We start from the raw sequence: 11,646 nt of genomic DNA, 5'->3' as shown, positions 1-11,646 counted from the left end.
GATTGCAGGACTTCGAGCCCAAAATTATAGCCTTTTGTTGCTTCTACTGTGCCTATTCAGCCGCCGACCTGGCCGGATCCCTGCGCCTGCAGTACCCGGCCAACATCCGGGTAATTGAGATGCCCTGTTCCGGGAAAACCGACGTCCGGGTCCTGCTGGAAGCCTTCGAAGACGGTGCCGACGGCGTCTATGTCCTGGGCTGCATGGAAGGAGACTGCCACTTCCTGAAGGGGAATTTCCGGGCCAAACGCCGGGTCCAGCAGGCGAAAAAAATCCTGGACGAGATCGGCATCGGCGGCGAGCGCCTGGAGATGTACAACCTCTCGGCGGCCATGGGACCGCGTTTTGCAGAAATTGCCCGGGAGTTTACCGAGCGTATCCGCAAATTGGGTCCCAGCCCGTTAAACAAAAGTTATGCTCCCTCCGGGCATGGAGAGGACGGCCGGGAGGCTGTAAATTCGACGAAAGCAGGTGAGCAGGAATGATTATCGCCGAAAGTAAACCCCTGGCCGAAGTTGCCGGGTTGATTCAAGGGGCCAGAAAGGTGCTGGTAGTCGGTTGCGGCGGCTGCGTGACCGTTTGCCTGGCCGGCGGGGAAAAGGAAACCGGGATCCTGGCCGCCGCTTTGCGGCTGCTGAGGCAAAAGGAAGGCAACCCCCTGGAAACGGTGGAGGTTACCCTGACCCGCCAGTGTGACCCTGAATACGTGGATATGCTGGAAAAATACGTTACCGACGATGTCGAGGCCATCGTTTCCCTGGCCTGCGGTGTCGGCGTGCAGTTCCTGGCCGAACGCTATAATAAATGGGTGGTACCGGCCTTAAACACCAAGTTCGCCGGCGGCACCGTTGAGCACGGCGTCTGGGAAGAGCGCTGCGGCCTCTGCGGTGAATGTATCCTCTATAAAACCGGGGGTATTTGCCCCATCATCCGCTGCTCCAAGAGCATTTTAAACGGGCCCTGCGGCGGTTCCCAGAATGGAAAGTGTGAGGTTAACCCGGAAACCCCCTGTGCCTGGCAGCTCATCTACGACCGGATGCAGGCCCTGGGTAAACTGGATCTCCTCATGGAAATCCAGCCACCCAAGGACTGGTCCAAGTCCCGGGACGGCGGTCCCCGGAAAGTGGTACGAGAGGATGTGAGGCTGGCATGAAAACAGAAAGCAAACTGGAAAAACTCCTTTCTCAGGGTCATTTTGTGGTCAGCGGTGAGATCGGCCCGCCCAAACACGCCAACCCCGAGGGCATCCAAAAACATACCGCCCTGTTAAAAGACTATGTTGATGCCATGAACCTGACGGACAACCAGACGGCCATTGTCCGCCTCTCGAGTATTGCTGCCGGTGTCCACGTCCTCCAGGCAGGGGGCGAGCCTATTATCCAGATGACGGTCCGGGACCGCAACCGCATCGCCCTGCAGAGCGACCTCCTGGGGGCCTATAGCCTGGGCATGCGCAACGTCCTCTGCCTGTCGGGGGATCACCAGTCCTTTGGCAACCACCCGACGGCCAAAAACGTCCATGATGTGGACTCCCTGCAGCTCATTAAAATCGTCAAGGACCTCCGGGACGAGAAAAAATTTGCCTGCGGGGAAGAACTGAAGGGAAATGAACCGCGGTTTTTCATCGGCGCCGCCGCCAATCCCTTCGCCGATCCCTTTGAGTTCCGGGTCTTGCGGCTGGAAAAGAAAATCAACGCCGGCGCCGACTTCATCCAGACCCAGTGCATCTTTGATATGGAACGCTTCGAGCGCTTTATGGCTATGGTCCGCGAAAGGGGCCTGCACAAAAAAGCCCATATCATTGCCGGCGTCATGCCCCTGAAGTCGGCTAAAGCCGCTAAATATATGCAGCAGTCGGTAGCCGGGATGATCGTTCCCGATGAAATTGTCAGCCGCATGGAAAAAGCTGCCGACCCCAGGGCCGAAGGGGTGGCCATCTGTGTCGAACAGATTAAACACCTCCAGACCATTGAAGGGGTAGCCGGTGTGCATATCATGGCCGTGATGTGGGAAGAGATCATCCCTACCATCGTCAAGGAAGCCGGTCTTTACCCCCGGCCCAAGGCGGAATAAATTTTGACCCCGGGTTTGCACCCCGGGTTTTTTTACTGGCCTGCAGTTCTTGCCGGTAACCTGGCCGCATATATTGATGGGAGGAAGAGCTGCCAGGAGGTGGGGAGATTGCGCGATAACCGGCTGGAAAATGCAATCCTGCAGCGTGTCGATGAACTGGTTCAATGTGCCATATCCATAAGCCTTAAAGATGAATCTGCCCGCGTAGAACAACTGGCCCGCGGTATCGCCATGGTTCAGGAAATGGGTGATTTACTACTGGAAGTCCTCGAAGGACGGGAACAGCATCTCCAGGCTTTACTTGAGCAACTGGTGGCCCAGCGTCTACCGGACCGTCGTATCCTGCAGAGCTTTGGCAACTTTCCCCGGGACATACAGTATATAATCAGCGAGGGCACGGCCCGTTACTTAAAGGCCCGGCAGGAAAAGGGTAGGGAACATGCTCCCAGTGAGGAAAGTAAACCTGCTGCCCCGGGTGAAACAGTTGATGCGACACATCCGGCATGCCCGGCTGAGCAAGCAGGGTTAGTAGCCGCGGACCGGCATTCGTTAACAGGAACAACGGGCGATGCGGCCGGAGAACCTGTAAATGAACCGGTTCCCGGACCCGCAGGTATCGGTGAAGATAACGTGCTGCTGATTGGCCGGGAAGGCGACAGGACCTCTCCGGAGGAAGCGGAAGCGATCCCTCCCTTCCCGGCTGCCGTCGATCCCCTGGATCAGGCTATGAAGGCCCTGCGCCTGGCCCTCCTCCAGGCGTACCCGGACGAAGAAGTAATTACCAACTATGAGACCCGGGGAGGAAAAATTCCCTTTTTCCTGCCCCGCCTGCAGCTGGGCTTTGAGCCGGCCGGTAGGCGCTATGACTGGCGCCATGAATTTTACTGCCGCCAGCAGGGGATCAGCATTCGTAAAGTAGCCGCCGATGAACTGGCCAATCCGGCCTATTTGGCCCGCCGCCTGCGCCGGGAAGCCGGCTGGCGCCAGCTCACTTAATTTATTCCTGAATCCGTGATAATAACAACTGGGTAGAACTCGCACTAACAGTAAATGGTATTAACAGTTATATTTAACATCTGCTGATACATTGAATTGGGTCTAAAGTTGATTATGTGGACGAAGGCTATTTACTCTTACCTTGGGTCCCCTGGATAAGGGAATAACAAAGTAGACCTCTCGTCCTAAGAGGCTTGGAGCCTGCTTATACAGCTAACTGGAGCTAGAAGTTCTGTATTAAGCCAACGCTTTATATAGGTACCGGAAAGCTGGATACCACGGGCTGTGCTGCCCAAATCGTAATTTGACCTGCCGGGCGTGGTGAACCAGCCGGGACGCTATGGTAATCAGGTTTTGTATAACGGTACGCAGCCGCCGGCGTTGAGCTTTCTTATTGCGCAGCGGTACCTCCTTTAGCGGGAGGCTAAACTGCCCCAGAAGCCTTAGAATGTTGTAGGCGAAAACACCCAGGTGTAGCACCAGGTCATTGGTGGCAAACTTGCCGCTGGGCAGCCGTTCCAGGTCTAAATCGTTTTTGATTTCACTGTGGAATTGCTCACTGGTGCCGTGGTCGTGGTAGAGGGTAATGATATCCTCCACCGGGTCGGGTAAAGTGGTCCAGTAGGTTTCGACCTCAATTTCCGGGACCAGGAGAAGCTGGCCGTTTCGTAATATCGTCCGCTCGGTGACCTTATACACCAGACGGACAGGGGTGTCAGCACCCTCGATTTTCACCATCTGGTGCCCCCGATAGACGGTTTTTCCCTCCCGTTCTAGGGTGGCGGTACCATTTTCCTTGGCAATGGCCAGCCAGGCCTCCGGCGTTTCCTTGCGCAGGTTACGCTTAATGATAAAATCGGCTTTGATTTCCGGGTCCAAACAGACCTGGAGATTATCCTGGCTGTCATTACCGCCATCCATCCGTACTAAAAGTGGCAGCGAAGTGATAGCGCGAGCAAAGGTTAGAGCTTGTCGCAGGAACTCCGGCGTCCCTTTTTGGCAATGCTGTTTCCCGGCCCGCAGTTCGGTATGGACGCAGTAGCCTTCCCTACCGAGGTAGGCGAAGATAGGCGCATAACCGTCGTAGCCCTTATAGGTCCTGGAAACACCCTCTTTCTTGGAATTTGAATTATCAAAGGGAGTAACATCAATATCCAAAGGGACATATTGGCGCTTTAGTTCCCTGGAACCCAGGGTAACAGGAGTTACCGGTGCCTTAAGTTTCTTAAGGAACCTGGCCGTTTCCTCGAGGATAATCTCCTGGTAGGGTACACTATGAGCTATCATATCCAGGCGCTGGCGCAGGGTAGGGCTTGAAGGCACATCCTGAATACCCAGCGCCGCAGCGAAGAAGGGGTCATCCCGAAAAAGCTCAATATGGTCAAAATCACTGCGACCCTGGCAAAGCAGGCCCACGTAAGAGGTGATAACATCCCCGTGAGAAATATCCGGAGAAGAAACACCAGGTATCCGGGTCTTATTTAGCCTGAGTTTCAGAGCAGTATGATCAATGATTTCCCCCACCAGAGCCAGTCCGGCAACGGGGGTAAGGTGTTCATCAGACTGTTCAATGATGAATTTCATGGCCGCACCTCGCAGGTGAACATGGATTCGTTTGCCATCCAGCCTATTATACCTTATTTTTCGCGAGGTTTTGAGCCATATCCAGATATTTTGTTATTGGGTTGTCACGGATTCAGGTTATTATTGACACAACAGCCAGGCCAGTGCTACAATAGCATTAAAATTTACAGCAAGGTTAAAGGCAGTGAAGGGAAGAGTAGGCAGGCCCCCTGCTCGCCAGCGAACCGGGGAGGGTGCAAGCCCGGTAGCAGACCTGTCGAAAGCCACCCCGGAGCCGCCGCCGGAAGGATTTATCCCCAGGGTAGGACGCTGGCCCCGTTAACGGCCAAAGCGCCTTAATAAAGGCGCTACCAGAGCAGGGTCGTACGACCAATGAGGGTGGTACCGCGGGAATAAACCTCCCGTCCCTTTGCGGGGCGGGAGGTTTTCATATCTTATACGGAGGTTTATCCATGCGTAAAAAAATACTCGAACTTCTGGAAAATAACGGTAAATTAACCGCTAAAGAAATAGCCGTCATGCTGGCCCTGCCGGTAGATCAGGTAGCTAAAGAAATTACCGCCATGGAGGAAGAAAAAATCATCTTACGCTACCACACCTTGATTAACTGGGAAAAGGCCGGCGCAGAAGAGGTGGCGGCCTTAATCGATGTCAAAGTAACGCCCCAGCAGGATGTGGGCTTTGACGAGATTGCCGGCCGTATCTACCGTTACCCGGAAGTAAAATCCGTTTTCCTGATGTCCGGCAGCTATGACCTTTCCGTCCTGGTCCAGGGCAAGAGCCTCAAGGAGGTGGCCACCTTTGTTTCCCAGAAGCTGGCTACCCTGGAACACGTCCAGAGTACAGTGACCCATTTTATCCTGAAAAGGTATAAACAGGATGGGGTTATCTTTGAAGATCAAGAAGCAGACCGGAGGCAGGTGTTGCAACCATGACCATTACTTGCGGTTTTGAGGCCCAGCGCTTTATTAATCCCCTGGTCAAAAATCTACCACCTTCAGGTATCCGCCGCTTCTTTGACCTGGTAGCCAGCACCCGGGGGGTTATTTCCCTGGGCGTGGGGGAACCGGATTTTGTCACCCCCTGGCACATCCGGGAAGCCTGCGTCCAATCCCTGGAGCGGGGTTATACCATGTATACCTCCAACTACGGCCTGCCCGAATTACGCCAGGCCATAGCCGGCTACCTGGCGGAACGTTTTGGCTTAAGTTACGATCCCCAGAAGCAAGTCATGGTCACCATTGGTGCCAGCGAAGCTGTTGACCTGGCCTTGCGGACGGTCATCAATCCTGGCGACGAAGTCCTGATCCCCGAACCCTGTTATGTTTCCTACCGGCCCATCACCCAGCTGGCCGGCGGTGTTCCCGTGACGGTACCTACTACCATGGCTGATGAATTTGCCTTGACGGCGGCGCGGCTGGAAAAATATATCACCCCCCGTACCAAGGTCCTGATCCTGTGTTTTCCTAACAATCCCACCGGTGCCGTCCTTAATGAGGCCGAAATGCAGGCTATCGCCGCCCTGGTAAAGAAGTATAACCTGCTGGTGATCAGCGACGAAATCTATGCCGAACTGCGCTACGACGGCCCGCCCCGGTCCTTTGCCGCCCTCCCCGGCATGCAGGAACGGACCATCCTGGTCAGCGGCTTTTCCAAGGCCTTTGCCATGACCGGCTGGCGGGTGGGTTATGTGGCCGCCCACCCCGACTTCCTGGCCGCCATGGTCAAGATCCACCAGTATACCATCCTCTGTGCCCCGGTGATGGGACAGATGGCCGCCCTGGAGGCCCTGCGCCACGGGCGCCAGGATGTGCAGCGGATGGTGGCCGAGTATGACCGGCGCCGCCGCCTGGTCGTCAGTCGCCTGCGGGAAATGGGCCTGGAGTGTTTTGAACCCCGGGGCGCATTTTACGTTTTCCCATCCATTAAAGTTACGGGTTTAACGTCCACCCAATTTGCCGAAGAACTCCTGAAAGAAGAAAAGGTGGCCGTTGTCCCCGGCCCGGCCTTTGGCAGCAGCGGGGAAGGCTTTATCCGCTGTTCCTACGCTACTTCCCTGGCCGAGCTGACAGAAGCCATGAACCGGATGGAACGCTTTGTCGCCCGCCGCCTGGCCTTCAAGCACCGGGCCGTGGCCCACGCTTAACGGAGGTTGGAGACAGGAAGTCAAAGGTCGGCAAAAAATTAGAACAGGGAGAGGAAAGATGATCAATTTACATTTCTACGGTGCTGCCGGGACGGTAACCGGCTCCTGCTACCTTCTCGATAACGGGCGGCACCGCCTCCTTATTGATTGCGGGCTTTTCCAGGGTTCCAAAGCCATTAAAGAACGCAACTATGGACCTTTTCCCTTTAATCCGGCCAGTATTGATGCCCTGGTCCTGACTCATGCCCACATCGACCACTGTGGCCTGATTCCTAAGCTTTACCTGCAGGGCTTCCAGGGGCCAGTATTTACCACGCCGGTCAGTGCCGAGCTGGCCAGCGTCCTGCTACCGGACAGCGGTCATATCCAGGAAATGGAGGTCGAGCGCAAAAACAGGAAAAACAGCCGCGCCGGCCTGCCCCTTTTAACGCCCATCTATACCGCCGCCCAGGCGTCTGCCTGCCTGGATTATTTTCAGGCCCTGGATTATAAAGAAGAAAAGGAAATTTTACCGGGTTTTCGCCTGCGCCTCCAGGACGCCGGCCATATCCTGGGGTCAGCGATAGCGGAAATCTGGGTGCGCGATGGGGAACAGGAAGTCAAGGTTACCTTTTCCGGCGATTTAGGTAACCCGGGCCAGCCCATTGTCAATGACCCGGCGCCCATTGAGGCCACCGATTACCTGGTCATGGAGTCTACCTACGGCAACCGCCACCATAATGTCCAGGGGGACAAAATTGAGCGCCTGAAAGAGATAATCATCCAAACCATGAAAAAGGGAGGTAACCTGGTTATCCCCGCCTTTGCCGTGGAGCGTACCCAGGACCTCCTCTATGCCCTTAATGTCCTCCTGCGCCAGGGAGCCATCAAGGTAGACAAAATTTATCTCGATAGCCCCCTGGCAGTGGCGGCCACTGAGATCTTCTGCCGCCACCAGGATTACTTTGATGCTGAAACCAAAGAGTTAAGTAATGACGGTGCCACCTGTCCCTTCTACCTGCCAGGGCTGCACTTAAGCCGCACCGCCGAGGAATCCATGGCTATCAATAAGATCCAGGGAGGAGCCATCATCATTGCGGCCAGCGGCATGTGCGATGCCGGCCGCATTAAGCACCACCTGAAACACAACCTTTGGCGGCCGGAAAATACTGTCCTCCTGGTGGGCTACCAGGCCGCCGGTACCCTGGGGCGGCGCCTGCTCGACGGGGAGAAGCGGGTGCGCATCCACGGCGAAGAAATTGCCGTACGGGCTGAAATTGTCAGTCTTGACGGCTTTTCCGCCCATGCCGACCAGGCAGGTTTATTAAAATGGCTTAAATCCTTTGCCCGGCCCCCCCGCAAAGTTTTTATAACCCACGGGGAAGAAGAAGCAGCCAGGGATTTCGCCAGCCTGGTAACTGCTGAGCTGGGCCTGGCTACAGAAGTCCCGCAATGGCTGGCTGCCGCCCGGCTCCTGCCGCTGGCGGAAACCCTGCCGGCAGCCTCGCCGGCTACCCTGACGGCCCGCGCTGCAGCCGCCGAAGCCGAAGCCATCTACCAGCGCATCCTGGTGCAGCTCAAGGCCCTGGTAGAAGCGGGTTTTGCCCGGCAGGATTATGCCGGCGTCAATCATAAACTGCAGCAAATAGCGGCTCTATTAAACCCGAACCCGGAGGAAAAAGCCGGCTAGAGCCGCTCGTCGCCAAATTTAATCCCGCGCACTGTAATATTGACGGCCTCAATTTCCAGGGCCGTCATATTTGTAATCATCCCTTTCACCCGTTTTTGCGCAGCCCGTAGCAGGGGGGGCCAGTAAACACCGTAGGGGGCGGCCACCTCCAGGTTTAATGCCAGATTGCCATTCCTGCTTTCCACCTGGACGCGGGGGTTAGCCAGGCCGGCAGCGGTGGCCAGGTAAGCAGCCAGCTGGGCCACGGCGTTATGGGCAATATAAAAATGGCCCAAGGAGTTAAAGGTCGGCCGGACGGTGGTCTGTTCCACCCACAGGTTTTTCTTTTTCCCCGGCGGTGCCTGGCGCCGGCGCAAAAAAGTTTTTAACGGCTCGATAAAAGGACCATTAAAACGCGGCTTGACCTCCACCGTGGGTGCCGGGATAACGTGTTTCCCCAGCTGGCTGCGAATCTGCCGGGCGCGGGCAATCTCTTTCGGCGTAGCCACTTCGGTAATATCCACCCAGGTGGACGGCGGCGGCAACTGCAAGCGGCTGGTAATGCGCTCTGCCATTTCCCGGGAGGTACTGATCACCAGGAGGCGCCGGGGAGCAATGGCCGTCAGTCTCTCCTGGACTTCCCGGGCGTGGTCAGGGTCGCTGAAAAGGGCCGTCCTGATGGCCCCTACCCGCGTCGGCTGTTCCTTGGCCGAAACACCCGCCAGAATACGACTCCCCTGGATAAGCAAACCGTCGTCAATTATGGCTTCGGCGCCATAATCCCGGGCAACAGCCAGGGCGCGGTGACTTTTGCCGCTGCCGCTGGGACCAATGAGGGCAACCACTTCCATGGGATTTTACCTCCCTTTAACCAAGATAATTATAATCTATAATTAGCTATGAGCAATGCCCCTAACAATCCTTGATTAAATTTGGCCGGGAGTATTGTCGATGGTATAATAGAAGTACTGCTAGGAGTTACCAGGGGGAGGGGCAGGTATGGCCAGCAATGATGGTTACCAGGCGCTGGCAACAGCCATGTTAGAAGCAGGCAGTATAGTTATCCCTGACCTGCTCGTCAAGTTTTACGTCCGGTTGGGCCTGACAGAAACGGAAATGATGGTTTTAATCCACCTCTTGCACTGGCGCCAGGTGGAGCAGGAACGTTTTCCCACCCCGGAAAAGATCAGCCAGTACATGAGCCTGGACAGCGAAGCAGTTAAGAATCTAATTGCTTCTATTATTGAAAAAAAGCTCCTGGCGGTCGAACCCTATTACCACCCTTCCCTGGGTCGCTGGCAAAATACCTTTTCCTTTACACCCCTGTGGACTAAATTAATTCAACTGGCTCTAGGGGATTACCATGCAGTTACGGAGGTGAAAAAGGAAACGGCTGCCACTGCTGCCCGGCAGGGAGAGTTGTACCGGGCCTTCGAAAAAGAGTTCGGCCGTCCCCTGTCTCCCCTGGAAAGCGAGCAGTTGAAAGCCTGGTGCCAGGATGACCGGATGCCGCTCGAATTATTACAGGAAGCCCTGCGCCGGGCCGTATTACGGGGCATCCTCAACTTCCGTTATATCGATTCCATTTTAAGGGACTGGCAGCGCCATAATATCCGTACCGTGGCCGAAGCTATGGCCTATGATGAAAAAGTCAAAACAAAGAAAACCCGTTCTACCCGCCCTGCCAGTTCTGCTACCAGGAAGGATAAATACCGCGAACTCTACCGGCTTAACCCGGAAGGTTAAGGGAGGGTTACAGGCCTGCCCATGGAAAGGATACATATTCCAGCTCAATTAATTATGAAAAATAAAGGCCAGGAAGGGCCGCTGGAGTTGCCGGCTTACCAGTGTCCCCTGTGCCAGGACCGGGGCCTCATCCTCCGCGACGGCCGGGCTTACCGCTGCCGTTGCATGCAGCAAAAGGCCTGGCAAAACCGCCTGCGGGCAGCCAACCTGGCACCCCAGCTGAGCAGGTACACCTTCCAGAACTTTGACCTGAAGTATTACTCCCGGACCTTGAACGATGAACTTACGGGTACTACTTATTACGAAAGCGCCCGCCGCTGCCTGGAAGCAGCCCGGCGTTTCGTGGCCACCTACCGCCAGGAAACCCGTGGCCGCGGCCTCTTTATCTTCGGGCCAGTGGGTAGCGGCAAGACCTTCCTGGCCGCTGCCATTGCCAATGCTTTAACGGCCGCCGGCCGCGAAGTTCTTTTTACCGTTGTTCCTGATTTGCTGGATGCCATCCGGGCCACCTATGACCGCCGGCCCCAGGACGGCAGTCAAACGGAACTGGAACTCATCGATACAGCCCGTAAAGTAGCTGTCCTGATCCTTGACGACCTGGGTGCCCACAATTATACCGAGTGGACCTGTAACAAAATCTATTCCCTGATAAACTATCGTTTAATCAATGAACTACCGACGGTAGTAACCAGTAACCTGGACTTAAAGGCCCTGGAAGATTACCTGGGGGAACGGACAACTTCTCGCCTGGTCCAGCTCTGCCAGTCCTATCACTTACCCGTGGCCGAAGACATCCGCTGCCTTATCAGCCGCGAAGGCGTCACCAAAAAGTGAGCCTTTTTTCTTTGCCACCCCATTGACATTGATTCTCATTTGCCGTAAGATATTTATAGAAGCCCATTGATAATCTTTATCATTTGCTCGAGCGGCATCAAGTAAAGATTCGCGCATAAGAATTTATCGTAGCAGGGAGGGGAAGACCATGACCCTGGATGAAGCCAAAGAAGGACAGCGTTGTCGCATCCTGGCCCTGCCGGGACGGGGCATTCGCGCCCAGGCCATCCGCTTCGGCATCAGTGAAGGAGAACTCATCACCTGTACCAGCGTCATTCCCGGCGGCCCCATTATCGTCGCCAAAAACCGCCAGGAAATAGCCATCGGCAGGGGCCTGGCCCAAAAAATCACCGTTGAACCTGTGCCCGCCCCGCATCCGGTCAAATCCCCGGCAAGGAGGCGTGCCTATGGCCTGCCACGATCTTAACCGTGACCTGAATCCGTGATAATAACAACTGGGTAGAACTCGCACTAACAGTAAATGGTATTAACAGTTATATTTAACATCTGCTGATACATTGAATTGGGTCTAAAGTTGATTATGTGGACGAAGGCTATTTACTCTTACCTTGGGTCCCCTGGATAAGGGAATAACAAAGTAGACCTCTCGTCCTAAGAG

Annotated in this window: 12 protein-coding genes; 10 read left to right on the top strand and 2 right to left on the bottom strand. The window is 55.3% G+C overall.

Features of this window, described 5'->3' with window-relative positions:
• Nucleotides 1-2: 2 nt before the first annotated feature.
• From MGLY_RS14815 to MGLY_RS14800, 4 genes are all read left to right on the top strand, one after another.
• Nucleotides 3-485: a hydrogenase iron-sulfur subunit gene (locus MGLY_RS14815; RefSeq protein ID WP_246187351.1), complete on the top strand. Its 483-nt coding sequence runs from the start codon at nucleotides 3-5 to the stop codon at nucleotides 483-485.
• Nucleotides 482-1,153 (top strand): methylenetetrahydrofolate reductase C-terminal domain-containing protein, encoded by a 672-nt coding sequence (locus tag MGLY_RS14810; protein WP_156275081.1) that lies wholly within the window; start codon nucleotides 482-484, stop codon nucleotides 1,151-1,153. Before MGLY_RS14815 ends, MGLY_RS14810 begins: the two co-directional genes overlap by 4 nt.
• Nucleotides 1,150-2,073: a methylenetetrahydrofolate reductase gene (locus tag MGLY_RS14805; protein WP_156275079.1), complete on the top strand. Its 924-nt coding sequence runs from the start codon at nucleotides 1,150-1,152 to the stop codon at nucleotides 2,071-2,073. Before MGLY_RS14810 ends, MGLY_RS14805 begins: the two co-directional genes overlap by 4 nt.
• 108 nt (nucleotides 2,074-2,181) lie before the next feature.
• Complete coding sequence (locus tag MGLY_RS14800; RefSeq protein ID WP_156275077.1) at nucleotides 2,182-3,069, top strand: hypothetical protein; 888 nt, start codon at nucleotides 2,182-2,184, stop codon at nucleotides 3,067-3,069.
• Between the two features lie 237 nt (nucleotides 3,070-3,306).
• On the opposite strand, the gene MGLY_RS14795 is transcribed toward MGLY_RS14800, so the two are convergent.
• Nucleotides 3,307-4,653, bottom strand: coding sequence for an IS1380 family transposase (locus MGLY_RS14795; protein ID WP_156271486.1), 1,347 nt, complete (start codon nucleotides 4,651-4,653; stop codon nucleotides 3,307-3,309).
• 452 nt (nucleotides 4,654-5,105) lie between these two features.
• Here MGLY_RS14795 and MGLY_RS14790 point away from each other — a divergent pair, with 452 nt between their 5' ends.
• The 3 genes from MGLY_RS14790 to MGLY_RS14780 are packed head-to-tail and all read left to right on the top strand — an operon-like array spanning nucleotide 5,106 to nucleotide 8,468.
• Nucleotides 5,106-5,588 carry an Lrp/AsnC family transcriptional regulator gene (locus tag MGLY_RS14790; protein ID WP_156275075.1) on the top strand — a complete coding sequence of 161 codons (483 nt, stop codon included), beginning with the start codon at nucleotides 5,106-5,108 and terminating at the stop codon, nucleotides 5,586-5,588.
• Nucleotides 5,585-6,799 carry an aminotransferase class I/II-fold pyridoxal phosphate-dependent enzyme gene (locus MGLY_RS14785; protein WP_156275073.1) on the top strand — a complete coding sequence of 405 codons (1,215 nt, stop codon included), beginning with the start codon at nucleotides 5,585-5,587 and terminating at the stop codon, nucleotides 6,797-6,799. The genes MGLY_RS14790 and MGLY_RS14785 overlap by 4 nt, the downstream gene beginning before the upstream one ends.
• 58 nt (nucleotides 6,800-6,857) lie before the next feature.
• Entirely contained in the window at nucleotides 6,858-8,468 is a 1,611-nt protein-coding gene (locus tag MGLY_RS14780) for an MBL fold metallo-hydrolase RNA specificity domain-containing protein (RefSeq protein ID WP_156275071.1), read from the top strand.
• Here MGLY_RS14780 and MGLY_RS14775 read toward each other — a convergent pair.
• Nucleotides 8,465-9,298 carry an Asp23/Gls24 family envelope stress response protein gene (locus MGLY_RS14775; RefSeq protein ID WP_156275069.1) on the bottom strand — a complete coding sequence of 278 codons (834 nt, stop codon included), beginning with the start codon at nucleotides 9,296-9,298 and terminating at the stop codon, nucleotides 8,465-8,467. The two genes, MGLY_RS14780 and MGLY_RS14775, sit on opposite strands and share 4 nt — an antisense overlap.
• Before the next feature lie 148 nt (nucleotides 9,299-9,446).
• Here MGLY_RS14775 and MGLY_RS14770 point away from each other — a divergent pair, with 148 nt between their 5' ends.
• The 3 genes from MGLY_RS14770 (at nucleotide 9,447) to MGLY_RS14760 (ending at nucleotide 11,454) form a co-directional block, all read left to right on the top strand.
• A complete protein-coding gene (locus MGLY_RS14770) occupies nucleotides 9,447-10,193 on the top strand; it encodes a DnaD domain-containing protein (RefSeq protein ID WP_156275067.1) in 747 nt (248 codons plus the stop codon).
• A gap of 54 nt (nucleotides 10,194-10,247) precedes the next feature.
• On the top strand, nucleotides 10,248-11,027 hold the full coding sequence (locus tag MGLY_RS14765; RefSeq protein WP_246187350.1) for an ATP-binding protein: 780 nt from the start codon (nucleotides 10,248-10,250) through the stop codon (nucleotides 11,025-11,027).
• 148 nt (nucleotides 11,028-11,175) lie between these two features.
• Nucleotides 11,176-11,454: a FeoA family protein gene (locus tag MGLY_RS14760; RefSeq protein WP_156275062.1), complete on the top strand. Its 279-nt coding sequence runs from the start codon at nucleotides 11,176-11,178 to the stop codon at nucleotides 11,452-11,454.
• Nucleotides 11,455-11,646 lie beyond the last annotated feature (192 nt).

The organism is Moorella glycerini (assembly GCF_009735625.1).
Lineage (GTDB): Bacteria > Bacillota > DSM-521 > Neomoorellales > Neomoorellaceae > Neomoorella > Neomoorella glycerini.
This window is presented reverse-complemented; position numbering and strand designations above follow the sequence as displayed.